Here is a 25,418-nt window from a genome sequence, read left to right on the forward strand (position 1 = left end):
CCAGCCCGCCGTCGGCGCGGTCGGCTGCGCGATCGGTCAGTAGCGCGAGAGGCGCTCGATGATCTCGGCCTGCCGTTGCGCGCGACGCTCGCGCCGCGTGCTGTGCCGCACCGGGCGGGGCTCCTCGGCCCCGGCCGCACCGTCGGATCCGGCGTCGCCTTCTGCGACTGCTCCGGCGCCGGTTCCGGCCGCGCCGTCGGCGCTCGTCGACTCGGCCGACGATGCGCCCGGCTTCTCGCCCGAGGACGAGCCCGCCGTCCCGCCCGACGGCACCCCGGTCGGCCCGATCCACGCGCCGTGCGTCGGCGCACCCGTCGCCCCCGCGCCGGCCGCACCCGTCGCCCCCGCGCCGGCCGCGCCCGCCGGAGCGCCCATGGGCCCGGCCGACGGAGCGCCCGCGGCCGCCGCGTGCGGCGACGCGAGCGCCGCGGCGATCGCCGTGGTCAGCGGGATCGCGAGGACGAGGCCCATCGAGGCGACGAGGGTGCGGAAGACCTCCTCGGCGATCTCGCCGGAGATCAGGCTGTCCAGGATCGAGCGGTCCAGGGTGGAGGCGTACATCAGCAGCGGCAGCGCCGAGCCGATGTACGCGTACGCGAGGGTGTAGACCGTCGAGGCGATGTGGTCGCTGCCGATGCGCATCGCGGAGGTGAAGACCCGCAGCCGGGAGGCCCCGGGCATCGCGCGCCGCAGCTCCCACACCGAGGACGCCTGCGTGATCGTCACGTCGTTGAGCGCGCCGAGGCCCGAGATGATCACGCCCGCGAGGAACACCGCGCCGAGGGACATCTCGGGGTGGGCGCCGTAGAGCATGAGCGGGGCGTCGCCCTGGGAGCCCGTCATGCCCGAGGGACCGGCCCAGAGGAGCGCCACCAGCACCGTCACGGCGATGCCGGCGACGGTGCCCAGCACCGCCGTGCTCGTGCGCACCGACACCCCGTGGGCGAGGTAGACGCTGGGGAAGATCATCGCGGCGGCGGAGACCAGCGCGACCAGGATCGGGCTCTCGCCCGCGAGGATCGCCGGCAGCATGAACCACAGGACGATCGCGACGCCCGCGGCGAGCCCCACCATCGCCCGCAGGCCGCGGCCCCGGGCGACCAGCGCGACCAGCAGCAGATAGGCGATGGCGAGCAGGCCCAGGGGGAGCCCGCGGTCATGGTCGAAGTAGTACAGCGGCGCGGAGGGGTCGACGGAGAAGCCGTCGGCGGAGGTCTCGTCGGAGGCGGTCTCGTCGGAGGTGGTGCCGTCGGCCTCGAGCGCGCCCTCCTCGTCCGTCCAGTCCGAGCCGTCGGCGCCGGCGTCCGTCGGCACGGCGACCGACAGGGCGCGGATCCGGTCGCCGACCTGGATCCCGTCGGCGGCGACCTCGGGCGGCACCTCGACCTGGACGGTGCGGCCCTCGAGATCGCCCGAGCGCGCCTCGCCCTCGATCGCGACCTGCTCGGTGGGCCGGCCGTCGAGGTCGACGACGGTCACGGTCACGGGGACGATCTCGACCCCGGGCGCGAGGAAGGCGGTGCGCTCGACGCTCCGCTCCGCGCCCGGGAGCAGCAGGAGGATCCCGGCGATCGTCGCGAGGAGGAGCGCGCCGACGAGCGCAAACAGCGCGATGCGGCCCCGACGGGTCAGATCGTCCGCCGTGCCTCCCTCGTGGGAGTGGCCGGCGTGCGAGTGCCCGCCGTGGCTCACCACTCGGCGATCTGCCAGCGCTTCTTCTTGGCGACCGCGTACAGGCCGAGGTCGGGGGAGATCGCGGTCGCGTGGCCGACGAGGTCGAGCCAGGCGGCATCGGCGTGGGAGTCGCCGTAGCCGTAGGAGGCCGCGAGGTCGGCGCCGTGGGAGGCCGCGTACTTGGCGAGCCAGTTCGCGCGGGCCTCGTCGACGACCGGCGGAGTGGCGAGGTAGCCGGACAGGACGCCGTCGGCGCCGGTGTCCATCTGCGTCGCCACGACGTCGTCGAAGAGATCGGCGAGCGGCTCGACGAGGACGTCGAGGGCGCCCGTGACCAGGACGGTGCGGTGGCCCGCGGCGCGGTGGCGCTCGATGACCTCGAGGGCCTCGGGGCGGATGGAGGCGCGGATGCGCCGGCCGAGCTCGCCGTCGCGGGCGTTCATGAGCGTGCGCAGCTCGTCGGCCCGGAAGCCCTTGTACCGGCGGTTGACCAGGCGGATCAGTTCGGAGCGGTCGCGCTGGTCGGCGCGCAGGTAGCCGGGGACGGAGGCCAGCAGGCCGCCGATCTCGCGGGGCCAGGTGCGGCGCGGGCGGGTCGCGCGGACGACCGCGAAGTACTGCTGGACGATGTTGGTCGCGATGACCGTGCCGTCGAGGTCGAAGATCGCGAGCGCGCCCTCGGCGGCCTTGAGCTCCGGGGCGGGACGCGAGGTGCGGCGCTTCTGCGCCGACTTCGCCCGCGAGTACGCCTTGGTGAGGTCGGTGACCGCCGGGAGGTGCTGCTCCTGGAAGTACTCGCGCCAGTCGATGCTGGTGACGTCGAAGTCGTGGCCGGCGAGGAACTCCGCCGGCAGCTCCTCGCGCAGGGCGCGGGTGTTGGCGTCGTCGAAGACCATCTCGGTCTTCGTGTACTGGCGGTACAGCTCGATGTACTTGCGCAGCAGGGTCAGCCCGGAGGTGGCCTTGTGCAGGCTCGAGGTCCACTCGCGGGTGCGGCGCGTGGCCGGCAGGTAGGCGACCGCGGAGGAGCCCAGCTTGGCCGAGAGCTCCTTGACGCGGAACCGCTGCTCGACCATCTCGACGGCCGGGAAGGTCCACTCGGGCACGCGGATCGGCCGGCCCTTGTCGTCCTCGAGCGGATGCTCGACGAAGTAGTCGTGGACCGCGGAGAACATCTCGTGCAGCGGCAGCGGGTTCGACGCGCCGGAGACCACCTGGAAGTAGGCGTCCTCGCCGCGGCGGGAGACCTCCTGCGTGGCGAGGGCGACGATCACGTTGACGACGTAGTCCACGGGGATCACGTCGAGGATCGAATCGGCCAGGCCCGGGAACTCCGGCAGCGCGCCGCGGCCGTAGGCCATGATCAGCGGGTCGGCGACCTTGTAGCCGTCGATCCAGCCCGGATACGGCGTGACCATCGCGGACTCGATGATCGAGGGGCGCACGAAGGAGACGCGGTGGCCGTTGCCCGCCCACATCTGCTCGGCGACCTGCTCGGCCATCGCCTTGGTGAAGGTGTAGATGTCGGTCCAGCCGACGGACTGGGCGCGGGTGCGGCCGAAGTCGATCAGGCGCTCGTCGACCCAGGCGCGGCGGGCCTCCTCGGCGGCCGCGGCGACGGCCTTCGGGCCCATCCGGCCGTGGCGCACCTTCGCGGCGCGGATCTGCGTGCGCAGGGTCTCCGGCCGACGGGACTCCGCCTCGACGCGGACGCGGGCGTCCTGCGCGGCCCGGTACTCGGCCTCCCAATCGACCTGGGCCTCGAGGGAGCCCTCGCGGCGCAGGCCCTTGGAGATGCCGCCGACATAGGCGGTGGAGACGTGGATGACGTGCGGGTCCTGCCCGGAGTCCAGGAGCGCCTGGTACAGGTTCCGGGCGCCGCCGACGTTGGTGCGGAAGGCCTCGTCGATCGGCGGGTCGAAGGAGACCGACGACGCCGAGTGGATGACCACGTCGAGGGGCTCGGTGATCGCGGGCATGTCGGTGAGGTCGCCCTCGAGGACGTCGACGCGGGCGTCGAAGATCTCCTGGACGCGCTCCTTGCCGCTGACCCGTGCGCCGTCGGCGGCGCTCTCGGCCGAGGCCTTGTCGATCTCGTCGGCCCAGCTGGCGAAGACGGGCTTGCGCAGCAGGCCCTCGAGGCGCTTGCGGCCCGTGACCGAGCCCTTGGGGCGCACGACGGCGGTGACGCGGACGGTCTCGTCGGTCTCGAGCAGGGAGCGCAGGACAGCCTGGCCGAGGAAGCCGGTGACGCCCGTCAGCAGGATCCTCCGCGTCTGCGCGCCCCGGGGCGCGGCCGAGCCGGCGGCCGCGGACCCGGCGTAGGCCTGGGCGACGGCGTCGGCGACATCCGCGGCGGCCTGCGAGGGGGTGCTCGCGGAGGCGCCTGCGGAAGGGGAGGAGGACGAGGTGCTGGTCATGGATTCCCTCGGTTGTTCGGTGCAGCGGCGGGCAGCGGCGGAAAGGGCGGCGGGGTGTCGCCGGCCACATCGACGCGGGCTGTCGTCGCAGGTATCGACGCAGGTCATGCGTGCGCTGGGCAGGGCGGCGCTAGTGTATCGTAGCCGCCATGCATAGGGCCCTGATCACTGGCGGCACCGCGGGCATCGGGGCCGCCTTCGCACGAGCATTCGCCTCGCGCGGCACGGCGCTCGTCCTCGTCGCGCGCGACGAGGAGCGTCTGACCGCGACCGCCGAGGACCTCCGCCGCAGCTACGGCGTCGAGGTCGAGACCGTCGTCGCGGACCTCTCCGATCGTGCCGCGCAGCAGCGCGTCGCCGACCGGCTGGAGGCCGACGTCGACCCCGTCGACGTCTTCATCAACAATGCCGGGTTCTCGGTGCGGGCGAGCCTGCTCGACGAGGACCTGACGCAGCATGACCTCGGCTTCGAGGTCATGATCCGCGCGGTCCTCAAGCTCGGCGGGGCGGCCGGACGCGGCTTCGCCTCCCGTGGGCGCGGCTGGATCGTCAACGTCGCGTCCGTCAGCTCGCTCGTCACACAGAACAACTACTCGGCCATCAAGGCGTGGGTCGCCAACTACTCGGAGTCCCTCGGCGTGCAGCTCGCGGGCACGGGCGTGAACGTCACGGCGCTCATGCCGGGCTGGGTGCGCACCGAGTTCCACTCGCGCGCCGGCATCAAGGGGTCCTCGATCCCCGGGGTGCTCTGGCTCGACGCCGACAAGCTCGTCGAGGAGTGCCTGCGGGATGTGGCCAAGGGCCGCCCCGTCAGCATCCCGAGCCTGCGCTGGAAGATCATCTCCGCGGTGCTCCGCACCACCCCGCGCGGCGTGGTCGCGCGGCTGAGCGCCCTGCTGAGCCACCGTCGGAGCAAGGAGCGCTGAGGCGATGAGCCCGAGCGACGACCGCAGGACGACCGACGGGGAGGAATCCCCGGAGGAGCCCTCCGCGATGCTGGCGTCGCTCTCGGCGCGCTCGCGCGGCGAGGGCTGGGACGAGCTCGCCCCCGAGCTGAAGAAGTACCGCTCGCGGCCGCGCGCGGCGCTGCGCTTCGTGGTCCAGCGGGTGTTCTTCCGCGGCATCGTGCGCACGCAGCTGACCGCGTCGTCGGTCGTGAACCGCCGGGTGAAGACGGTCCGCGGCCCGTACGTGCTGGTCGCGAACCACACCAGCCACGTCGACGCGCCGATGCTCGCGCAGGGCCTGCCCTGGTCGCAGGCGCGCTACCTCTCCACGGGCGTCGCCGCCGACTACTTCTTCACCATCTGGTACCGCCGCCTGTTCGTGCGGCTCATGTTCAACGCCTTCCCGATCAGCCGCGGGGGCGACCGACGGTTCGCCGGCTTCTCGCGTCGTCTGCTGCGCTCGGGCGTCCCGATCCTGGTCTTCCCCGAGGGGACGCGGCAGACGACGGGACGCATCGGCGAGTTCAAGCCGGGCGCCGCGGCGCTCGCCATCGGCGTCGGCATCCCGGTCATCCCGGCCGCGATCGTCGGCGGCTACGAGGCCATGCCCAAGGGCCGCAGCTGGCCCAAGAAGGGACGTCCGCCGGTCCGCGTCGTCTTCGGGGAGCCGATGCTGGCTCACGAGGGCGAGCCGGCGGTGGAGTTCAGCGCCCGCATCCGCGAGCGCGTGCAGTCCCTGTACGACGAGCATCACGACGAGGTCCTGGGCGCCGCGCGCCCGGGAGAGGAGGAGTCCGCATGAGCTCTACGCCGAGCGCCCGCGAGGTCAAGCGCCACAAGTGGTGGGGGTGGGGCCTGGACGACGTCGCCTTCCGCTTCGACAACAAGCCGCTCTTCGCGCCCTTCGCGAAGAGCAAGATCGGCGTGGACCTGGCCTCCCGCGGCCCGGTGGACGAGCCGCGGCTGGAGGACCACGAGGTGCCCGCGAGCCGCCTCGAGGCGGGCGTGCGCGCGCAGCTCGTCGGCGTCGTCGGCGAGGACAACCTCCTGGACGACGACGAGATCCGTCTCGTGCACTCCTTCGGCCGCTCCCTGACGGACCTGTTCCGCGTGCGCACGGGCGACTTCGGCCGTCCCGTCGACGCCGTGGTCTACCCCGCGGACGAGGACGAGGTCGCCGCGATCCTGCGGATCGTGCTCGCCGAGGACCTCGTGCTGATCCCCTACGGCGGCGGCTCCTGCATCTCCGGCTCCGTCACCCCCGAGCGGGACGAGGAGCGCCAGGTCCTCACCATGAACCTGGGGCGCCTGCGCAGCGTCGTCGCGATTGACGACACCTCGGGCCTCGCCCGCGTCCAGGCCGGCGTCTACGGCCCCGACCTCGAGGACCAGCTCCAGGCCGACGGCTGGACGATGGGGCACTTCCCCGACTCGTTCACGTACTCCACCCTCGGCGGCTGGGCGGCGACCCGCTCCTCGGGCATGCAGTCGGACAAGTACGGCGACATCGAGGACATCGTCCGCGGCATGCGCGTGGTCCACCCCGACGGCGTCGTCGTCACCAAGGCGATCCCGGGTCGCGACTCCGGCCCGTCGGTCCACGAGATGCTGCTCGGCAGCGAGGGCCGCCTCGGCATCATCACCGAGGTCACGGTGCAGGTGCACCGGATCGCCCCGGTCCGCCAGGTCATCGCCTACATGTACCCCGACTGGGAGCACGGCATCCGCGGCATGCACGCTATCGCCCGCTCCACCGACGTCACCCCGACCTTCACGCGCCTCTCCGACGGCCCGGAGACCGCCTTCAGCCTCTCCATGGTCAAGGAGCCCAGCTCCACCAAGGGCAAGGTCGCCGCGAAGGTGCAGGACGGCCTGTTCGCCTACCTGCGCTCGCAGGGCTGGGACACGAGCGACGAGATGTGCATCTCCTACGTCTGCTTCGAGGGCACCAAGAGCTCCGTCGAGCAGCAGAAGTCGATCGTCAAGAGGATCGTCAAGGCCAACGGCGGCATCACGCTCGGCGCGGGCCCCGGCGCGATCTACGACCAGAAGAAGTTCGACACCCCGTACCTGCGCGACTTCCTGCTGAACTACCAGGTCTTCGGCGACGTGTGCGACACGGGCGCCACCTGGTCGAACATCAACGAGGTCCACGCGAAGGTCTACGAGGCGTTCTTCGCGGCGCAGGAGGAGCTGGGCCTGCGGGGCTTCATGTTCTGCCACATGTCGCACAGCTACCACTCGGGCGCCTGCCTCTACTTCACCTTCGCCTTCGAGTATACGAGCGAGGAGACCGCCCTCGCCGAGTACACCAACGCGAAGTCCGCCGTGCAGCAGGCCTTCGTCGACCTCGGCTCCACGGTCTCCCACCACCACGCCGTGGGCACCGAGCACCGCCCCTGGATCGTCGATGACATCGGCGAGGTCGGCGTGCGCATGGTCAAGGGCCTCTTCGCCGACAACGACCCGGGTCGCAACCTGAACCCGCACAAGGTCGTCGACGCCTGAGCGGCGTCCGCGGCGACACCGGAGCGGCACCCGTGCCTGAGCACCGCCCCGCCCCCTCGGCCGACGACGCCCCGGTGTCGACGGGCGTGCTGGTCCTGCGCCACGGCGAGTCCACCGCCAACGTCGAGGGCCGGATCGTCTCCGTCCCCGGACCCCGCGCGCTCACCGAGGTCGGTCTCACCGCCCGCGGCCGTGAGCAGGCCCGGGCGGCGGGGGAGCGGGCCCGGAGCCTCGGCCTCGGCCCCGGCACGCTCGTGATCACGAGCGACTTCGCCCGCGCCAGAGAGACCGCGCAGGAGTTCGCGCGCGTCCTCGGCGCCGACGAGCCGACGATCGACGTGCGCCTGCGGGAGCGCTCCTTCGGCGCCCACGACGAAGGGCCCGCGACCGCCTACGACACCGTCTGGGAGGCCGACCGCGCCCGCCGCGACCCCGGCGACGGCGTCGAGACCGTTCTCCACGTCGCCCGCCGCGTCGACGAGGTCCTCCGCGAGGCCCAGGCACGGCAGGCGGCCGGGCCGACGGGCGAGGCCGGGCCGACGGGCGAGGCCGGGCCGACGGGCGAGGCGGGCACGCCGCCGGCGGTCGTGCTCGTCGCCCACGGCGACGTCCTGCAGATCGCCCTCGCGCTGGGGAGCGGGCTCGACCCGCACGACCACCGCTCCGTCCCCCATCTGGGCAACGCCGAGCTGCGCCCCGTCGGGCCCGGGACACTGGCGCCGTGATGAGCACGCCAGGCGGCCCGGTGTCCCGCAGCTCGGCCTCCCGCGGTTCCGCGTCCCGCGGCCCGGCGTTCCGCGGCCCGACCTCCCACGGCCCGAGCTCCCGCAGCCCGGTGTCCCGCGGCTCCGCACTGCCGCCGACCGAGGCGGTGCTCCTCGTCGGCGCCGCGCCCGAGGCGGTCCGCACCGCCCTGATGGCCGTGCTGCAGGAGGACGGCTGGCGCATCGCGGAGGAGCAGCCCGACGACCGGGGCGACCAGGGCGGCCGAGGTGACCAGGGCGACCGGGCGACGGACGACGCGGTCGACCCCCCGCGCGCCCTGACCCTCCGGATCGAGCGTGGGAGCCTGCGCCGCACCGTCCTGCTCGGAGCCCTCGCGGGCCGCGCCTTCCACCTGACGGCGACGATCACCCTCCGCCCCGGCTCCGGCGCCGATGCCTCGCGCACCGAGCTCGTCCATCGCTGGGGCGGCCGGGCCGGGGGATCCCTCGGCGGGGTCGTCGGCCGGGCGACGGCGGTGCGCCGGCATGAGGCGACCGCGGCCCTGATCGAGCAGCGGCTGGGCCGCGACCTCGAGGTGCGACGGATCCGCTGACGCCGTCGCGGAGGGGCCGCCCCCCCGGCGCCCGTCCGGGCAACCGGCGCCGGGGGACCGGGCAGCCGACACCGGGGTGCCGCTCCCGGAAAGGAGAAGAGGTTCCCTCGCCATTGAAGGAACCTCTGCATGACCATAATCCAGATCCAGTGAGAATCCGATCACACGATGGTCACGGTTCTTGCAACGATGGCAGTCCGTCCGGGCGGGTTCTCGGCCGATGCCCGGCCCGCGAGCGCGCGGCCGACGGACGCGCCGAGCAGGGCGGATCTTGCAGAGGAGCTCCGGAGCGCGTCCCTGTGACCTCCCCGGTCGCTCGCGCATCGGGAGCGATCGACGGGATCCTGCAAGATCGAGGCCGCGGGACGGCCGCGGGGCGCGGCGGCGCGGAGCCGTCGTCGGGCGCTCTCATGGGTCCGGGAGGGGCGGTGCGCCCGGGGTTTCTTGCAATGCTCCGGGGCGCGGATCCGGCCTGTTCCGAGAGCGTTCACGAATCGCCGGGGGAAAGTGGTTCCGGCGGCCGTCGGACGCTCCTACGATGGTCCGACCGCGCCGGAGCCGCCGTGCTCCGGGCGGTCGCGGCCGCCGCGGGAGATCCCGCCCGGCCGTCCGTGCGGAGCCGTCGTCGGACCGCTCCGCACCCACCTCCACCTCTGATGAATGAAGGTACGCACCATGGCACTGCGCATCGCCGTCTTCGGCGAGAACCGGCACGAGAAGGTCGATCCCAGCGTCCAGGCGATCTATCCCGACGGCATGCACACCGTCATCGCGGAGGGGCTGCGCGCCACCCTCGCGGCCGACGGCGTCGACGCCGAGGTCAGGATCGCCCTACTCGACGACATCGAGGAGTCGCTCTCGGAGGAGGCGCTCGCCCAGACCGATGTGCTCACCTGGTGGGGCCACATGGCCCACGAGGACGTGCCCGACGAGATCGCCGAGCGCGTCGTCCGCCGCGTGCACGAGGGCATGGGCCTGATCCCGCTGCACTCGGCGCACTACTCCAAGCCCTTCAAGCTCCTCATGGGCACCACCTGCAACCTGCTGTGGCGCAACGAGGGCGAGGAGGAGCGGGTGTGGACCGTCAACGGCTCCCATCCGATCACCCGCGGCGTCCCGCACCCGATCGTCATCCCCGCCCAGGAGATGTACGGCGAGATGTTCGACATCCCCGCGCCCGACGAGCTCGTCTTCGTCTCCTCCTTCGCCGGCGGCGAGGTCTTCCGCTCGGGCAGCGTGTTCCGCCGCGGCAAGGGCAAGGTCTTCTACTTCAGCCCCGGCGACCAGGAGTACCCCGTCTACCACCAGGCCGAGATCCAGCGGGTGCTGGCCAACGCCGTCGTGTGGGCGCGCCCCGAGGAGCGCCCCGCCGCACCGGTGAAGATCGCCAACGCGCAGCGCGACTGGTTCCGCGACGAGACCCCCGAGGCGGTCGACCGTGTCATCTGATCCCCGCATCGACGCCGCCGCCCCCGCGGCCGACGCCGCATCCGCCGCCGCGTCCGCCGGCTCCGCCGCAGTCCGTCCCGTCACCCTGCCGCTGCCCGCGGACCGCAAGGCCCGCGCCGTCGTCGTCGGCGCCGGCGGGATGGGCAGCTGGTGGGCCGAGGAGATCGTCGCGAGCGGCGTGGCCGAGCTCGTCGGCATCGCCGACCTCGTCGAGGGCGCTCCCGAGCGCGTCATCGCCCGGTCCGGTGCACCGGACCCGTCGGCGATCGGCGTCGGCACCGACGGCGTCGACCTCGCCCTCGAGGTCGGGGCCGACATCCTCATCAACCCGACCGTCCCCGTCGCCCACCATCCGGTGACCGTGAAGGCCCTCCATGCCGGCATCCCGGTGCTGGGGGAGAAGCCCGTCACCGAGACGCTGCCGGAGGCCATCAGCCTGCTCGCGCACGCCGAGATCACGGGCACGCCCTTCATGGTGTCGCAGTCGCGGAGGTTCTTCCGGCAGGTGCGCCGCCTGCGCTCCTTCGTCGCCGGGCACGGGCCGACGGTCCTGACCTCCGCCTTCTTCTCGCTGTTCGAGGAGCACGACGGCTACCGCCGCACGCAGCTGCACCCGCTGCTGCGGGACATGGGCATCCACGCCTTCGACGCCGCCCGCTACATCACCGGCGCCGACCCGGTGGCGGTCACCGCCCGCGGCGCCCGCCCCGAGTGGAGCGTCTACACGCACGACGCGTCCGTCACGGCCACCTTCGAGATGTCCGACGGATCGCTGTTCGTCTACAACGGCACCTGGAACGCCCGCGGCCTGCCGACCTACTGGAACGGCGAGTGGCGCATCGGCGCCCAGGACGGCACCGCTCTCTGGGACGGCACCGGTGCGCCGGTCCTCGGCACGGCCGACGAGGAGGAGACCGCGCGCCTGACCGCCGAGGTCGCCGCCGAGGAGGCGGCCGCCGCGGCATCGGCCGAGGCGGGCTCCCCCGAGCCCGACCAGATCGCGGCCTCGCTCATCGAGTTCGTCTCCGCCCTGCGCGAGGGACGCACCCCGATGTGCGAGATCCACGAGAACCTGCTGAGCTTCGCGATGGTCGAGGCGGCCGTCGCCTCCGTCGACCGCGGCGAGCGGGTCGAGGTCGACGAGCTGCTCGAGCAGGCCCGGACCGAGGCGATCCAGGCGGAGACGGATCCCGAGGCCCGCGACCGGATGGCCTCCTGGTCCTCCGTCCGCGAGGTGCTCACCGCCCGCTGACCGGCGGGGGCGATCTGATCCGACGCAGAGGAACGGCGCGGTCTCGGGGCATGAGCCCCGGGACCGCGCCGTTCCGCGTGCGAGAGGTCGGAAGGATCCGGCGGCCGGTCTCAGCGCTCCCCGGCGAGGACGGGCTCGTCGTCGGCGGCCGTCGGCGCGGAGGTCGTCGGCGCGGAGGCGCCCTCCTCGACGTCGGCGGCGGCCTCGGCGGCCAGGGCCTCGGTCCTGACCTCGCGACGGTGCTCGCGCACCGAGTAGGCGACCGCGGCGATCCAGATCACCGCGATGACGGCGAAGACGATCGGGGCCAGCCCGTCGACCTGGGGGACGAAGTCCGAGCCGAGCAGCGTGCGCACGTTGGTCAGGACGATGATGCCGCCGACGAGCGAGCCGAGCACCCGCGCCGGGAACAGCCGCACCAGGAAGGCGGCGATCGGGGCGGCGATCAGGCCGCCGACGAGCAGGGCGAGCACCAGGCCGATGTCGATGCCGGCGGTGCCGAGGCCCACCAGGAAGCCGAGGGACGCGGCGATCGCGACGATGAATTCGCTCGTGTCGATCGAGCCGACGACCTTGCGCGGGGCGATCCGGCCGCTCGCCAGCAGCGCCGGCGTGCCGACGGGGCCCCAGCCGCCGCCGCCCGTGGCATCCATGAATCCGGCGATGAGGCCCAGCGGAGTCAGGAAGCGGCGGCGCAGCGGCTGCCCCTCGCGGGTGCGGTCGATGCCCTTGAACGTGAAGCGGGAGAGGACGTACACGCCCAGCGCCAGCAGGATCCCGGACATGAGCGGCTTGGCCAGCTCGGTGGAGATCGAGGCGAGGAAGGTCGCGCCGGCGAAGGAGCCGATCGCGCCGGGGATCGCGATCCGGCGCACGACCTTCCAGTCGACGTTGCCGAACTTCCAGTGGGACAGGCCCGAGGCGAGCGTCGTCCCGATCTCGGCGAGGTGCACGGTGGCGGAGGCCGAGGCGGGGTTGGTGCCGATCGCGAGCAGGAGCGTGGTCGACGTGACGCCGTAGGCCATGCCGAGGCTGCCGTCCACCAGCTGAGCGCCGAGGCCCACGAGGGCGAGCAGGACGAGTCGTCTCATCGGTCATGTCCTTCCGGAGAGAAGCGTGGAATCTCCACAGGAAGAATGTTTATCCGACCGAACTGGTCGGGATCAAGCCCCTGGACGCACGGCGTCACAATCGTTGCTTGGATGTGCCATAAGCGTGGGGCAGGGGAGGGGGTCCCCGCGAGGCGGTGCCGTCAGCGGTTGTGCCAGGCTTCCTCGTCCCGCGTGATCGCGGCGATGTGCTCGGGCAGGGCATGGCCGGCGAGATGCTCGAGGGTGACCTCCTCGAGGACCGCGCGGACGTTCGCCCGCAGCGCCACCCAGACGTCGGGCAGCTCCGAGGCGGGACCGTGGTACTCGAGGTGCGAAGGGCGCTCGCCGCGGACGTAGACGAGCGGCCCCTCGATGGCGCGGACGACGTCGGCGACGGTGATCTCGGAGGCGGGCCGGCCCAGGAGGTAGCCGCCGCGGGCTCCGCGCCGGCTGATGACGAGCCCCTGCCGACGCAGGTCGCCGAGGATGCCCTCGAGGAAGCGGGAGGGGATGTCCTGCTCCGTGGCGAGGGTCTCCGTGGACAGCGGGGCATCCTCGCCGCCCGCCTCGGCCGCGGCGAGCTGCACGGCCGCCCGCACGGCATAGTCGGCCTTGGCGGAGATCCTCATGTCGCGCGGTCCTTCCTGCGGGCCCGTGAGGGCCGGATGGCGGCCTGGGCGCCGACGACGGCGGCGGTGGTCCTGCCGCATCCTGCCGACGGGCCGATATGACTGAAGCCCCGGTCAGAATATCTTCTGACCGGGGCTTCCTCTGTGCGCCCGGAGGGATTCGAACCCCCAACCTTCTGATCCGTAGTCAGATGCTCTATCCGTTAAGCTACGGGCGCTTGTCTGCTCTCGCTGACTTGAATAACTATAGGGGAAGCGCGAGGTCAGCGCCAACTCAGAGCCGGTGACCCTGCCCACACCGCCCGAGAACGGGCCGAGGCCCGGGCGGGATCCTCTCGGATCGCCGCCCGGGCCTCGGATGGGGAGCTGCGCTCGCACCGCGTCGTCGGCCGCTCCTGCGAGCGCGTGCCGCCGACGCGGCGAGGTCACCACCCGCGCTGCTGCGGGTCCTGGCCCCACGGGTTCTGCTGACCCTGGTCGCCGCCCGGCTGCTGCGGATCCGGCTGCTGGCCCGGCTGGGGCTGGCTCCAGGGCTGCTGCTGATCCTGCTGCAGCTGATCCCACGGCTGCTGCGCCGGAGCGCTCGGAGCGCTCGGAGCACTCGGCTGCTGGCCCCACTGCTGCTGGTTCGGAGGCTGCTGCCCCTGCTGCTGGCCGGGCTCCTGACCCCACTGCGGCTGCTGCGGGTCTGCCGGCTGCTGCGGAGCGGGCGCCTGCTGGGGCGGCTGCGGCGCGGAGGGTGCCGACTGGCCCCACTGGGGCGCCGCGGGCGAGGACTGCCCCCACTGCGGGGCGGAGGGGGAGCCGGGAGCTCCCTGCGCGGGCGATGCCGCCGGAGCCGATGGAGCCGCCGGAGTCGACGGAGCGGCCGGGGCGGCCGACGGGGCGGAGGCGCCGAAGGATGCCGGAGCGCCGGACGCTCCCGCGGCACCGTAGGCTCCCGCAGCGCCGTAGGCGACGGGCATGCCCGACGTGCCGCCGGGGCCGCCGAGCGCCTTCTTCTTGCGGCGCGAGCGCACGATCAGGAAGACGACCACCGCGATCACGATGAGCAGGAAGAAGAGCAGGACCACGGCCACGATCGTGATGATCAGCCAGGTGGGGATGCCGCCGCCGGCCTCGGCCGTGATGTCCACGCCGTTCATGAAGTCGAGCGGGTCGTCGTAGGTGACGGTCTTGCCGTCGATCGTGCCGCCGGCGGAGCTCAGGACCTTGCCGGGGAAGGTGAAGGACACGCGGAACTCGTAGGAGCCGAGGTAGCTGAGGTCGTCCTCGGTGATGGAGTACCCGTCGCCCATGTCCATGACGAGGTGCATCTCGCCGTCGCTCTCGGTCAGCTCCAGGCCGTCGCCGAAGTCGGCGCGGACGACGCTGCCGGAGATGCGGCAGCCCCAGATGCCGTCCTCCTCATAGGACTCGACGTCGGCGGAGCCCCAGGTGCTGAAGTCGTCCTCCGCCATCATCTCGTCGCAGAGCTCGTCGGCGTCCGCGTAGGTGCTGCCCATCATGCTCAGATAGGTCTCATCGACACCGATGTCCATCGCGATCGTGAACGTGTCGACGTCCTTGATCTCGAAGTCCGCGGTGAGCCGGCCGCAGCCGGCGAGAAGCAGGACGACGGGCAGCAGGATCGCTGCCGCCAGGCGCCGTCGGCGAGAGATGGTGGTGTCCACAATGGCCCCCGTGAATCGGATGTGCGCCGACGCCAGGAACGGCCGCCGACGTCGAACACCCTATCCGCCGGAGTGCGTTCTCCGGCATGGGGAGAACTCCCCATGCCGGACATCCGGGACACGGGAGCGCCGGGCCCGCGGGCCCGGCGCTCGCCCCGGGACTACTTCCAGAACATGAGCATGCCGCCGCCGGCGAGCATGATGCCGAAGCCGACCGCGAGGTTCCAGTCTCCGATCGGCAGCGGGAGCGTGCCAGCGGACAGGTAATACGTGACCAGGTACAGCAGGCCGAGGATCAGCAGCACGACCGCCGTCGGCGCGAGCCACTGCGGGTTCGGCGCGATGGCCGCGGACCGACGACGGCCGGTGCGTGCGCTCTCGGCCGCGGCGGAGCGCTTGGGCGAGGACTTCCGGGAGGCGTCCTTGGCCTTCTCGGCGACCTCCTCGTCGAGCTGGCGGAACTTCTTGGAGGGCTCGCCCGAGCCGCGCTTGCGGCTCTTCGCAGAGCTGCGCTTCCCGGACGTCGACGCTCCCTCGGACTCCTCGGACTTCTCGGCCTTCTCGGACTCCTCGCCGGCATCGGCCGCGTCGGTCTCAGCGGCGTCGTCGGCCTCGACGGCCGCTTCGTCGGCGGTGAGCTCCTCGAGGTCCTCCGATGCGGGGGCGGCGGCCTTCGCCGACGACCCGGCCGCGGCGGTCCGCTTCCTCTTGCTCCTCGCCATGTGACGGTGCTCCTCGACGCAGTGACGCGCGCATGCGGCGCGCGGGTCCGCGAACACGGACCGTGGCCTAGGGTAATGGCCGTGACCTGAGCGTGCGAGCCGATGCCCACGGCGCCGCGCCCCGCGCGCAGCCCCGAGGGTGCGGCCGCGGCCGTCAGCAGGGGCGGAGGAGGACTGATGGACGACGAGCAGCATCCCGGGCCCGACGCGGCGGCCGATGCCTCGGCCGACGCCGTCGACGCGGGCGACGCGGAGGAGACGGCCGACGCGGGCGACGCGGGGGATAAGGCCGACGCGGCCGACGTCGACGCGGCCGACGTCGACGCGGCCGCGGACGAGACGCCCGGCGACCCGCCGCTGCGGAGTCGGCTGACGGGCGGCCTCGGCGTCGGCGTGATCATGGTGCTGTGCGGCGTGCTGTTCGTGACGACCGCGCGGCTCGCGGGCGGCGCCTCCCTGCGCAACGACTCCGGCGACGTCGCCACCGCCCTCCAGGAGCGCGCCACGAGCATCGAGCAGCTCAACGAGGAGGCCGCGCGCACGCGCGCCGAGATCGACGAGCTCACCGCCGAGGGATCCGACGACGCGACCGAGGAGCGGCTCGCCCAGGTCGCCGACGTCGTCGGCCTCACCGAGGTCACCGGCCCCGCCCTCCAGATCACCCTCACCGACGCCCCGACCAGCGCGCTCGGCTCCAAGGACGGCATCGAGCCCGACGATCTCGTCGTCCACCAGCAGGACATGGAGGCGTACATCAACGCGCTCTGGGCCGGCGGGGCGGAGGCGATGATGCTGCAGGATCAGCGGGTGGTCAACGGCAGCGCCTTCCGCTGCGCGGGCAACACGCTCCTGCTCGAGGGACGGGTGTACTCGCCCCCGTTCACGATCACCGCGGTGGGCCCGACGGATGAGATGATGGCGTCGCTCGACGAGGCGAGCGGCGTGAGGATCTACCGCGAATGGGTGGACTACGTCGGCCTCGGGGAGAAGGTCGTGACGCTGGACGAGACGACCCTCCCCGCCTTCGAGGGCTCCCTCACCGTAGACATCGCGAAAGCAGGATGATGGCCGCCCGACGAGGACACCGTGCTGTTCCCCGCCGTTCCTTCCTCGCCGCCCTGGTGGGCGCGCTCGGCGAGCTGCTGCTGACCCTCGGCGGCCTCCTGCTGCTGTTCGTGGTCTGGCAGCTGTGGTGGACCGACGTCGTCGCCGACCGTGAGCACGAGGACATCGTCGACTCGCTCGATGACGAATGGGGCGCGGTCGACACCGAGACCATCGCCGAGCCGCAGGACGGCGAGCCCCCGGTCCCGACGATCGGCGCCGAGGGCCAGGTCTGGGGCGCCATCCACGTGCCCGCCTTCGACCGCGTGCGCACCCCGGTCGCCGAGGGCGTCGACCTTGAGACCGTGCTGAACGTCAAGGGCGTCGGCCACTATCCCGAGACCGCGCTGCCCGGCCAGATCGGCAACACCTCCTTCGCCGGCCACCGCAACACCTACGGCCGCCCCTTCGAGGACATCGCGCGCCTGCAGACCGGCGATCCGGTCGTCATCGAGACCGCCGACGCCTTCTACGTCTACGAGGTGACCTCCTCGCTGGTCGTGGACCCCTCGGAGGTCTCCGTGATCGCCGCCGACCCCGACGACCCGGACGCCGAGCCGACCCGCCGCATGCTGACGCTGACGGCCTGCCACCCCATGTACTCCGCGCGCGAGCGCTACATCGTGCACGCGGAGTTCTCCTACTGGACCCTGCGCGAGGACGGCATCCCCGAGGCCCTCGCCGACGTCGAAGGAGCCTGAGCGATGTACGCCTGGATGTTCCGCCATCTGCCCGGCCCCGTCTGGCTGCGGGTGATCTTCACGATCATCCTGCTGGCCGCGGTCGTCGTCGTGCTGTTCCAGTGGGTCTTCCCCTGGATCGCGCCCTACATGCCCTTCAACGACGGGCTCGTCGGCGCCCGCGCGAGCGGCTCCTAGCCCGCGGCATCGCCCACCGACGAGATCGCGCCGTCCCCGCTCAGGCGGGGACGGCGCGAAGTCGTCGGGCGGGGCTCCGAGGCTTCGGGGCCCCGGAGCCCGCGAGACGGGAGCGCCCGGTTCAGGAGGGCGCGAGGAGCGGCGCGAGGCCGCGGGAGCGCTCGACGGCGTCGACGCCGTCGCACAGCTCGAGGAAGCGTGCGAGCATCAGGTGCCCGGACTCCGTGAGCACCGACTCCGGATGGAACTGCACGCCGTGCAGCGGAAGCGTGCGATGCGCGAGACCCATGACCACGCCGTCGGCGGTCCAGGCGGTGACCCGCAGCTCCTCCGGCACGGTCTCGGGGACCACCGTCAGCGAGTGGTAGCGGGTCGCGGTGACCGGGTTGGGGACGCCGGCGAAGACGCTCCCTCCATCGTGCGCGAGCTCGCTCGTGCGCCCGTGCATGAGCTGCGGGGCGTGCGTGACCGTCGCTCCGAAGTACTCGCCGAGGGCCTGATGGCCCAGGCACACCCCGAGCATCGGCAGCTGCTGCTCGGCGCAGCGGCCGATGACCTCCAGGGAGCGGCCCGCGGTCTGCGGGTTGCCGGGACCGGGGGAGACCAGCACGCCGTCATAGCCGGCGAGGTCGATCGCGCCGTCCTCGGTCTGCGGGACCTCGTCGTTGCGCACGACGGTGCAGTCGGCGCCCATCTGCTGGAGATAGCCGACGATCGTGAAGACGAAGCTGTCGTAGTTGTCGATCACCAGGATCCGCGCGGTGGGCGCAGCGGATCCTGCGTCGGCCGCAGGGCTCGGCGCGTGATGCGGGGCGTGATGCGGGGCGGGGGAGGAAGAGGTCATATCGGTCCTGCTCGTCTCAGTCCTGATCGTCGTCGCCGGTACCGATGCCGGTGCCCTGCCCGGAGTCGTCGTCCCCGGAGTCGTCACCCCCAGGGCCATCCCCACTCTCCCCACTCGTCGTCTCGGTAGCGCTCGGCTCCTCCGTCGTCGGCGTCGCCGTATCCGTAGGAGCCGTCGTAGGGTCCTCGGTCGGCGTGGCGGGGCCCGAGGAGACGTAGATCGTCACGGTCGTGCCGGGATCGACCTTCGCGTTCGCCTCGGGATCCGTGCGGATCACGAAGCCCTCCTCGACGGTGTCCGAGGCCTCGGACTGGGCATTGGTGCCGAAGCCCTGGTCCTGGAGGGTGCCCTCGGCGTCCTCCCGGCTGCGGCCGGTGACGTTGGGGACCGTGACGGTGGCCTGCTCGGCGACCGACAGCGTGATCGTCGAGCCGATCTCGAGCTTCGAGTTCGCGCTCTTGTCCTGGCTGATGACGGTGCCGGGCTCCTGGTCGGAGGTGGCGCTCGTGGTGGTGTCGACAACGAAGCCGAGGTCCTCGAGGGTCTTCGTCGCGGCGTCGACCTGCTGGCCCTGGACGTTGGGGACCGTGTACTCGCCGGTCGCGACGGTCACGGAGACCGTGTCGCCGGGGGAGGCCGTCTCCTCGGCGTTCGGGGACGACTTCGTGATGATGTCGGCCTCGGTGTTCGCCTTGTCCTCCTCGGCGGTGACCTCGAGGGTCAGGTCGACCTTCGCGAGCTCGGCCTCGGCATCGTCCTTGCTCATGCCTACGATCTTCGGGACGGTGACGGGCGTGGGCCCGGCGGAGACCGTGACGGTGACCGTCCGGCCGACGATCAGCTCGGTGCCCGCGACCGGGTCCGTCTCGATGACCAGGCCCTTCTCGACATCGGAGGACTCCACCTGCTCGTAGGAGCCGACGAGGCCGACCTCCTCCAGCGCGGCGTCCGCATCCTCCTGCGTGAGGCCGACGACCGCGGGGACGTCGGCGGTGTCGGGACCGCGCCAGCCCAGCGGGTCCAGCCACCACAGGAGCGCGGCGACGACGCCGAGGGCGGCGAGGGCCACCAGCACGAACAGCCAGACCGGCTTCCTGTGCTCGGGCTCCTCCTCCGCCGCCGCCTCGTGCGGGGAGCGCGGCGAGATGCCGCCGGCCGCGGAGGACGGTGAGGTCCCGCCCGGCATGGCCTGCGTCGTCGCGCCGATCGCCTGGGTCGCCGCGGTCATCACCGGCAGCGCCTCGGTGGTGTCGCCCGCGGCGCCGAGGACGGTCGTCGCCTCGGCGTCGGAGCCGAGGGGCACGGCGCCGTCGACGAGCTTCGGCTCGCGCCCGGCGACCGCGAGGGCGATGTCGCGGGAGAACGCGACCGCGCTCGGGTAGCGGGCCTCGCGGTCCTTCGCGAGGCCCGTGAGGATCACGGCGTCCAGCGCCGGCGTGACCGCCGGGTTGTAGACCGAGGGGACCACCGGCTCCTCGCGGACATGCTGGTAGGCGATGGACACGGGAGTGTCGCCGACGAACGGCGGGCGCCCCGTGAGCAGCTCGTACATGACGCACGCCGCGGAGTAGATGTCGGAGCGGGCGTCGACCAGCTGGCCGCGCGCCTGCTCGGGGGAGAGGTACTGGGCGGTGCCCATGACGGCCTGCGTGGCGGTCATGGCGCTCGCCGCATCGGCGACCGCGCGGGCGATGCCGAAGTCCATGACCTTGACCTGGCCGGCGTCGTTGATCATGACGTTGCCGGGCTTGATGTCGCGGTGGACGATGCCGGAGCGGTGCGAGTACTCGAGGGCGCTCAGCAGCGCCGCCATGATCTCGCCGGCGCGCTGCGCGGGCATGGGATCGCCGGGGATGATGTGCTCGCGCAGGGTGGTGCCGTGCACGTACTCCATGACGATGTACGGGATCGTCATCTCGGCACCCGTCGCGTTGACGATGTGCTCCTCGCCGGTGTCGTAGACGGCGACGATCGAGGGATGGTTCAGCGCGGCGGCGCTCTGCGCCTCGCGGCGGAAGCGCTCCTGGAAGTTGTCGTCGCGCGCGAGGTCCGAGCGCAGCACCTTCACCGCGACCGTGCGGTGCAGCCGCCTGTCCTGCGCGAGGTACACCTCGGCCATGCCGCCATGCCCGAGGATCCGCCCCAGGGAGTAGCGGCCCCCCAGGACCACGTTCTCTTCGCTCACTCCACACCGTTCCTCGTGCCGAGGCCGTCCCCGACCAGTCCGACCATCGTAGTTGCTGTCGCGCCCACGCCCGATTCCGCGGGAGAGATGTCCACGGAGCGGGCGATATCCCCCGTGACCGGGGCCGACATCGGCAGCCACCCCATGCCGCCGGCGATCGCGGCGAGCACCGCGATGACGACGATGATCAGCAGGATCAGCCCGGGCAGGCTGAACGGTCCGAGGACGGTCCGGCCGGTCGTGGTGCCGCGCACCGTGCGCGCCGAGTTCCGGGTGTCCACGCCGTCCAGCGGCGGCGCCACGCTCGCCGGGCGCGAGGCCGCGGGCGCCTCCGAGGCCGACGACGCCGACAGCGCCGAGGACAGCCGCAGCGGCGAGGGCACCGCGGGACCGCGCCCGCCGGCGCCGCCCGTCGCACCGCCGGTGCCTGCGGCGCCGTCCGCCTCCGAGGCCGATGCGGCGGACAGGGCCGACGGCGCCGACGACGCAGAGCGCCCAGGGTTGGCAGAGCGCCCAGAGCGCCCAGAGCGCTCGGAGCGCCCAGAGCGCTCGGAGCGCCCGGAGTGCGCAGGGTTCGCTGGGTTCGCAGGGTTCGCTGAGTGAGCCGACAGCGCGGAGGCGGCGGACGCCGCCGAGCGCGCCGAATGCGCCGACAGGCCCGAGGCCGCGCTGGCGGCCGAGCGATGGCGGATCCCGCGACGGCCCGAGAGCGGCAGCGGCATGGCGGCGGTCCGGGTGCCCGTCGGCGAATGGCGGGGGCGCCCGTCGGCCCCTGCCACTGCCCCGGAGCCGGTCGCCCCGGAGCCGGCGTCGGCCCCACCGGCGTCGGAGCCCGCACCGGCTGCACCCGCACCGGCCCTGCCGGAGCCTGCAGCGCCGGACGGCGAGCCCGAGGACCCCGCGGAGCCCGGACCGGAGCCGTCGGCGCCGGAGGCGGACCCGCTGCGCGGGCGGATGCGGTTCTCGCCCGTCCAGTCGTGGTCCTCGACGCGGGTCACGGGGATCGCGCCGGTCGTGAAGCGGGGCTCGACGCCGCGCTGGATGGCCTCGAGGATCCGGGCGACGCCCGCCGCCGAGCGGGGCCGGTTCGCGGGCGCCTTCGCGAGCGCCATCGTCACCAGCTGCCGCAGGTCGGGGTTGATCTCCTCCGGGAGTGCCGGCGGCTGCTGCTTGACCTGCGCCATCGCGATCTCTACCTGCGTGGAGCCCGTGAAGGGGCGATGCCCCACGAGCATCTCGTAGGCGACGATCCCGAGCGCGTAGATGTCCGAGAGAGAGGTGGCCTGCTTGCCCATCGCCTGCTCGGGGGAGAGGTACTGGGCGGTGCCCATGACCAGGCCCGTCTTCGTCAGCCGCGCCTGGTCGCTGCTGCGGGCGATGCCGAAGTCGGTGATCTTCATGGACCAGTCGTCGGCCTCGTCGACCAGGACGTTCTCGGGCTTCACATCACGATGCACGACCCCCTTGGAGTGGGCGGCGTCCAGCGCGCGGGCGAGATCGATGAGCACGGAGACCACGCGCCGCTCGGGGATGCCCGCGGGGTTCTCCTCGATGATGTCCGACAGCGGACGGCCGGGGCACAGCTCCATCACGATGAAGGCGCGCCCGTCGAGCTCTCCGTAGTCGTAGAGCGCGGCGATCGACTCGTGCGAGAGCGCGGCGGTGTGCCGGGCCTCGGCGCGGAAGCGCTTGAGGAAGCCCTCGTCGAAGGCGTACTCCTCGCGCAGCACCTTCACGGCCACGTCCCGATCGAGCTCGCGGTCGAGCCCCTTCCAGACCTGCCCCATGCCGCCGGTGGCGATCAGGGATGTCAGCTCGTAGCGTCCTTCGAGCACGAGCCCGGGTTCGGTCCTCATCGGCTGACCACCGCCTCCATCACGTCCTGGGCCACGGGCGCCGCTGCCGTCGACCCGTACCCGCCTTCCTCGATCACCACGGCCACCGCCACCTTCTGCGAGTCCGTCTGCGCGTATCCCACGAACCACGAGTGCGCCGTGCGCCCCTCGCCCCACTCCGCCGTGCCCGTCTTGCCGCCGACCTCGACGCCGTCGATCTGCGCCGCGGTGCCGGTGCCGTTCTCGACGACGTCGACCATCATCTGGCGCATCAGCGAGGCGTTCGAGGCGCTGAGCGGCTGGCCCAGCTCCGTCGGCGTCAGCTCGGAGACGACCGAGAGGTCGGTCGTCCTCACCGTCTGCACGAGCTCCGGCTGCATGACGACGCCGTCGTTGGCCATCGCCCCGGCGACCATCGCCATCTGCAGCGGCGTCACCCGGTCCTCGTACTGGCCGATGGACGTGGTCGCCAGCTGGGCGTCGTCGAGATCCGTGCCGATCGTCGACGGCGTCACCGACAGCGGGATCGACAGCCTCTGCCCGAAGCCGAAGTCCTCGGCCGTCTCGGCGATCGCATCCTCGCCGAGGGCGATGCCGAGCTCGGCGAAGGAGGTGTTGCACGACTGGCGCAGCGCCTCCTGCAGCGTCGACTGGTCGTCGGGCCCGCAGGCGTTCTGGTTCCCGGAGGAGAAGTTGTTCATGACCGCCGACGAGTTCGGCAGCGTGAACGTGCCGGGGCCGGGGATGACGGTGTCGGGCTCGTAGTCGCCCGATTCGAGCGCCGCGGCCGCCACGACGAGCTTGAAGGCCGATCCCGGCGGGTACAGGTCGCCCGCGATCGCGCGGTTCGTCATCGGGCGCTCCGCGTCGTCGTTCAGCGATGCCCAGGCCTCGGAGACCGCGGAGCGGTCGTGCGAGGCCAGGTCGTTGGGGTCGTAGCTGGGGGAGGAGACCATCGCGAGGATCGCGCCGGTCTCGGGATCGAGGGCGACGACGGCGCCGCGGCGGCCGTCGAGGGCGTCCCAGGCGGCCTGCTGGGCGGCGCTGTCGATGGTCAGCTCGACCGTCGCGCCCTGGCCCTGCCGGCCCGAGAGGATGTCGGAGATGCGCTGGTAGAACAGGGCGTCGGCGTCGCCGGAGAGGGTGTCGTTCATCGACCGCTCGAGCCCCGAGAAGCCGTAGACCACCGAGTAGTAGCCGGTGATCGACGCGTACATGTCGCCGGGCTCGTAGGTGCGCTGGTAGCCGTAGGTGTCATCGGTGCGGGTCGAGTACGCGATCGCCTCGCCGTCCACGACGATCGAGCCGCGATGACGGCCCCACTCGTTGTAGATCGTGCGGACGTTGCGGCCGTCGGCGTTCAACCGCTCCTGCGCGACCACCTGGAAGTAGGTGGTCGAGGTGAACAGCAGCAGGAACAGGACGCTCACGACGAGCCAGACATGGCGCAGGGGCTTGTTCACGCGGGCACCTCCTCGGCGCGGCCGGGGCCCGAGGGGGATCCGGAACCGGACGGACCGCCGGGACCGGACGGGCGCGCCGCGCTCGGGACCTGCCGGGCGGCGGGCCGACGGGCGGCGTCCGACAGGCGCACGAGGATCCCCACGACGATCCAGTTGCACACCAGGGAGCTGCCGCCCGCGGCCATGAACGGCAGGGTCAGGCCGGTCAGCGGGATGACGCGCGTGACGCCGCCGACGACGACGAACACCTGCAGCGCGAGGACGAAGCCGAGGCCCGCGGCGAGCAGCGTGCCGAAGCCGTCGGAGATCCCCACCGCCGCGCGCACCGCCCGCTCGACGAGCAGCAGGTACAGCAGCAGCACCGCGAAGGCGCCCACCAGGCCGAGCTCCTCCGCGAGCGAGGAGTAGATGAAGTCGGAGTCCGCGAAGGGGACCACATCGGGCCGGCCCGAGCCCAGGCCCGCCCCCGTGATGCCGCCGTTGGCCAGGCCGTACAGGCCCGCGTTGATCTGCCCGCAGCGGTCGAAGTTCGCGCTCGCCAGCGGATCCAGCCAGCACTTGATGCGGGTCTGGACGTGCGAGAGCTGGGTCGCGGCGAACACCGCCGGCGGCAGGAACATGACCGCGCCGATGATCAGCCAGCTCAGCCGGTCCGTCGCGACGTACAGCATCGCCACGAACAGGCCGAAGAACAGCAGCGAGGTGCCGAGGTCCGTCTCGAAGACCAGCACGGCCATCGCGAACGCCCAGGCCACGAGGATCGGGCCGAAGTCCGCCCAGCGGGGCAGATGGATGCCCAGCACCTTCGGTCCCGCGAGCGCGAGGGTGTCCCGCCGCGAGACCAGATAGCCGGCGAAGAAGATCGCGAAGGCGATCTTCGCGAGCTCCGCGGGCTGGAAGGAGTTCGAGCCGATGGAGATCCAGATCTTCGACCCGTACCGCTCGGAGCCCAGGCCCGGGACCAGCGGCAGCAGCAGCAGCACCGCACCGGTGACGGCGAAGATCCACGTGTAGCGCCGCAGCCAGCGGTGATCGCGCAGCATGATCAGCAGCCCCAGGCACAGCATCACGCCGATCACGGCCCACAGCTGCTGACGGTCGGCGGCGCCCCCCGTCCGGCCCCAGTAGCGCACGTTCGCGGCGTCGACGCTCGCGATCACGGCGATGCCCAGCAGGTTCAGCAGCACGACCGTCGGCAGGATGACCGGATCCGCGTACGGCGCGCGCCACATGACCGCGATCTGCAGCGCGAGCGCGAGCACGGCCGCGCCCACGGCGACGGTCACCAGGTCGGCGGGCAGCTCGTCGCTCCGCCCCAGCCCCACGAGGGCATAGGCGGTCACGCCGATGACCACCGCGAAGGCCAGCAGCAGGGCCTGGGTCAGGCGCCGCGGACGAGCGGTGTACGAGACGATCGTGGCCACGG

Annotated in this window: 21 protein-coding genes and 1 tRNA gene; 10 read left to right on the forward strand and 12 right to left on the reverse strand. The window is 72.5% G+C overall.

Annotated features, from left to right (window positions below; all coding sequences use genetic code 11):
• Window positions 1-36 precede the first annotated feature (36 nt).
• The gene (locus tag ACXET9_RS09630) at window positions 37-1,692 is read right to left on the reverse strand and encodes a YibE/F family protein (protein WP_457886362.1); all 1,656 of its coding nucleotides are present in this window, start codon (window positions 1,690-1,692) and stop codon (window positions 37-39) included.
• Entirely contained in the window at window positions 1,689-4,094 is a 2,406-nt protein-coding gene (locus ACXET9_RS09635; protein ID WP_457886363.1) for an HAD-IB family hydrolase, read from the reverse strand. Before ACXET9_RS09635 ends, ACXET9_RS09630 begins: the two co-directional genes overlap by 4 nt.
• Before the next feature lie 149 nt (window positions 4,095-4,243).
• On the opposite strand from ACXET9_RS09635, the gene ACXET9_RS09640 reads away from it, so the two are divergent.
• From ACXET9_RS09640 to ACXET9_RS09670, 7 genes are all read left to right on the forward strand, one after another.
• Entirely contained in the window at window positions 4,244-5,020 is a 777-nt protein-coding gene (locus ACXET9_RS09640) for an SDR family NAD(P)-dependent oxidoreductase (protein WP_457886364.1), read from the forward strand.
• Window positions 5,021-5,024: 4 nt separating this feature from the next.
• Window positions 5,025-5,843: a lysophospholipid acyltransferase family protein gene (locus tag ACXET9_RS09645; protein WP_457886365.1), complete on the forward strand. Its 819-nt coding sequence runs from the start codon at window positions 5,025-5,027 to the stop codon at window positions 5,841-5,843.
• Window positions 5,840-7,549: an FAD-binding oxidoreductase gene (locus ACXET9_RS09650; protein ID WP_457886366.1), complete on the forward strand. Its 1,710-nt coding sequence runs from the start codon at window positions 5,840-5,842 to the stop codon at window positions 7,547-7,549. The genes ACXET9_RS09645 and ACXET9_RS09650 overlap by 4 nt, the downstream gene beginning before the upstream one ends.
• A 32-nt stretch (window positions 7,550-7,581) precedes the next feature.
• Window positions 7,582-8,274: a histidine phosphatase family protein gene (locus ACXET9_RS09655; protein ID WP_457886367.1), complete on the forward strand. Its 693-nt coding sequence runs from the start codon at window positions 7,582-7,584 to the stop codon at window positions 8,272-8,274.
• Entirely contained in the window at window positions 8,271-8,867 is a 597-nt protein-coding gene (locus ACXET9_RS09660) for a hypothetical protein (protein WP_457886368.1), read from the forward strand. Before ACXET9_RS09655 ends, ACXET9_RS09660 begins: the two co-directional genes overlap by 4 nt.
• 675 nt (window positions 8,868-9,542) lie before the next feature.
• Window positions 9,543-10,316 (forward strand): ThuA domain-containing protein, encoded by a 774-nt coding sequence (locus ACXET9_RS09665; protein ID WP_457886369.1) that lies wholly within the window; start codon window positions 9,543-9,545, stop codon window positions 10,314-10,316.
• The gene (locus ACXET9_RS09670; protein ID WP_457886370.1) at window positions 10,306-11,568 is read left to right on the forward strand and encodes a Gfo/Idh/MocA family protein; all 1,263 of its coding nucleotides are present in this window, start codon (window positions 10,306-10,308) and stop codon (window positions 11,566-11,568) included. The genes ACXET9_RS09665 and ACXET9_RS09670 overlap by 11 nt, the downstream gene beginning before the upstream one ends.
• Window positions 11,569-11,678: 110 nt before the next feature.
• Here ACXET9_RS09670 and ACXET9_RS09675 read toward each other — a convergent pair whose 3' ends face one another.
• The 5 genes from ACXET9_RS09675 to ACXET9_RS09695 form a co-directional block, all read right to left on the reverse strand.
• Complete coding sequence (locus ACXET9_RS09675; protein WP_457886371.1) at window positions 11,679-12,659, reverse strand: sulfite exporter TauE/SafE family protein; 981 nt, start codon at window positions 12,657-12,659, stop codon at window positions 11,679-11,681.
• A 161-nt stretch (window positions 12,660-12,820) separates the two neighbouring features.
• Complete coding sequence (locus ACXET9_RS09680; RefSeq protein ID WP_457886372.1) at window positions 12,821-13,288, reverse strand: RrF2 family transcriptional regulator; 468 nt, start codon at window positions 13,286-13,288, stop codon at window positions 12,821-12,823.
• A 145-nt stretch (window positions 13,289-13,433) separates the two neighbouring features.
• Window positions 13,434-13,506: transfer RNA gene (locus tag ACXET9_RS09685), tRNA-Arg, on the reverse strand.
• 207 nt (window positions 13,507-13,713) lie between these two features.
• Entirely contained in the window at window positions 13,714-14,961 is a 1,248-nt protein-coding gene (locus ACXET9_RS09690; protein ID WP_457886373.1) for an EGFR-like transmembrane domain-containing protein, read from the reverse strand.
• 161 nt (window positions 14,962-15,122) lie between these two features.
• Window positions 15,123-15,683: a cell division protein CrgA gene (locus ACXET9_RS09695; protein WP_457886374.1), complete on the reverse strand. Its 561-nt coding sequence runs from the start codon at window positions 15,681-15,683 to the stop codon at window positions 15,123-15,125.
• A 177-nt stretch (window positions 15,684-15,860) separates the two neighbouring features.
• Here ACXET9_RS09695 and ACXET9_RS09700 point away from each other — a divergent pair, with 177 nt between their 5' ends.
• The 3 genes from ACXET9_RS09700 to ACXET9_RS09710 are packed head-to-tail and all read left to right on the forward strand — an operon-like array spanning window position 15,861 to window position 17,665.
• Window positions 15,861-16,748, forward strand: coding sequence for a DUF881 domain-containing protein (locus tag ACXET9_RS09700; RefSeq protein WP_457886375.1), 888 nt, complete (start codon window positions 15,861-15,863; stop codon window positions 16,746-16,748).
• Window positions 16,748-17,488, forward strand: coding sequence for a class E sortase (locus tag ACXET9_RS09705; RefSeq protein ID WP_457886376.1), 741 nt, complete (start codon window positions 16,748-16,750; stop codon window positions 17,486-17,488). The genes ACXET9_RS09700 and ACXET9_RS09705 overlap by 1 nt, the downstream gene beginning before the upstream one ends.
• 3 nt (window positions 17,489-17,491) lie before the next feature.
• Complete coding sequence (locus ACXET9_RS09710) at window positions 17,492-17,665, forward strand: hypothetical protein (RefSeq protein WP_457886377.1); 174 nt, start codon at window positions 17,492-17,494, stop codon at window positions 17,663-17,665.
• A gap of 121 nt (window positions 17,666-17,786) precedes the next feature.
• Here ACXET9_RS09710 and ACXET9_RS09715 read toward each other — a convergent pair whose 3' ends face one another.
• Genes ACXET9_RS09715 through ACXET9_RS09735 form a run of 5 tightly spaced genes read right to left on the reverse strand, consistent with a single transcriptional unit; the run spans window position 17,787 to window position 25,416 of the window.
• Complete coding sequence (locus tag ACXET9_RS09715; RefSeq protein WP_457886378.1) at window positions 17,787-18,509, reverse strand: anthranilate synthase component II; 723 nt, start codon at window positions 18,507-18,509, stop codon at window positions 17,787-17,789.
• A gap of 16 nt (window positions 18,510-18,525) precedes the next feature.
• Complete coding sequence (gene pknB, locus ACXET9_RS09720; RefSeq protein ID WP_457886379.1) at window positions 18,526-20,694, reverse strand: Stk1 family PASTA domain-containing Ser/Thr kinase; 2,169 nt, start codon at window positions 20,692-20,694, stop codon at window positions 18,526-18,528.
• The gene (locus ACXET9_RS09725; protein ID WP_457886381.1) at window positions 20,691-22,550 is read right to left on the reverse strand and encodes a serine/threonine-protein kinase; all 1,860 of its coding nucleotides are present in this window, start codon (window positions 22,548-22,550) and stop codon (window positions 20,691-20,693) included. Before ACXET9_RS09725 ends, pknB begins: the two co-directional genes overlap by 4 nt.
• Complete coding sequence (locus ACXET9_RS09730; protein ID WP_457886382.1) at window positions 22,547-23,992, reverse strand: peptidoglycan D,D-transpeptidase FtsI family protein; 1,446 nt, start codon at window positions 23,990-23,992, stop codon at window positions 22,547-22,549. Before ACXET9_RS09730 ends, ACXET9_RS09725 begins: the two co-directional genes overlap by 4 nt.
• Complete coding sequence (locus ACXET9_RS09735) at window positions 23,989-25,416, reverse strand: FtsW/RodA/SpoVE family cell cycle protein (protein WP_457886383.1); 1,428 nt, start codon at window positions 25,414-25,416, stop codon at window positions 23,989-23,991. Before ACXET9_RS09735 ends, ACXET9_RS09730 begins: the two co-directional genes overlap by 4 nt.
• Between the last annotated feature and the right edge of the window lie 2 nt (window positions 25,417-25,418).

The sequence above is a fragment of the Brachybacterium netajii (SeqCode) genome (genome assembly GCF_054114245.1).

Coding starts and splice junctions, on each gene's coding strand:
- ACXET9_RS09635 (WP_457886363.1), bottom strand. CDS start 4,094: ATGACCAGCACCTCGTCCTCCTCCCCTTCCGCAGGCGCCTCCGCGAGC.
- ACXET9_RS09640 (WP_457886364.1), top strand. CDS start 4,244: ATGCATAGGGCCCTGATCACTGGCGGCACCGCGGGCATCGGGGCCGCC.
- ACXET9_RS09645 (WP_457886365.1), top strand. CDS start 5,025: ATGAGCCCGAGCGACGACCGCAGGACGACCGACGGGGAGGAATCCCCG.
- ACXET9_RS09650 (WP_457886366.1), top strand. CDS start 5,840: ATGAGCTCTACGCCGAGCGCCCGCGAGGTCAAGCGCCACAAGTGGTGG.
- ACXET9_RS09665 (WP_457886369.1), top strand. CDS start 9,543: ATGGCACTGCGCATCGCCGTCTTCGGCGAGAACCGGCACGAGAAGGTC.
- ACXET9_RS09675 (WP_457886371.1), bottom strand. CDS start 12,659: ATGAGACGACTCGTCCTGCTCGCCCTCGTGGGCCTCGGCGCTCAGCTG.
- ACXET9_RS09680 (WP_457886372.1), bottom strand. CDS start 13,288: ATGAGGATCTCCGCCAAGGCCGACTATGCCGTGCGGGCGGCCGTGCAG.
- ACXET9_RS09695 (WP_457886374.1), bottom strand. CDS start 15,683: ATGGCGAGGAGCAAGAGGAAGCGGACCGCCGCGGCCGGGTCGTCGGCG.
- ACXET9_RS09700 (WP_457886375.1), top strand. CDS start 15,861: ATGGACGACGAGCAGCATCCCGGGCCCGACGCGGCGGCCGATGCCTCG.
- ACXET9_RS09705 (WP_457886376.1), top strand. CDS start 16,748: ATGGCCGCCCGACGAGGACACCGTGCTGTTCCCCGCCGTTCCTTCCTC.
- ACXET9_RS09710 (WP_457886377.1), top strand. CDS start 17,492: ATGTACGCCTGGATGTTCCGCCATCTGCCCGGCCCCGTCTGGCTGCGG.
- ACXET9_RS09715 (WP_457886378.1), bottom strand. CDS start 18,509: ATGACCTCTTCCTCCCCCGCCCCGCATCACGCCCCGCATCACGCGCCG.
- ACXET9_RS09725 (WP_457886381.1), bottom strand. CDS start 22,550: ATGAGGACCGAACCCGGGCTCGTGCTCGAAGGACGCTACGAGCTGACA.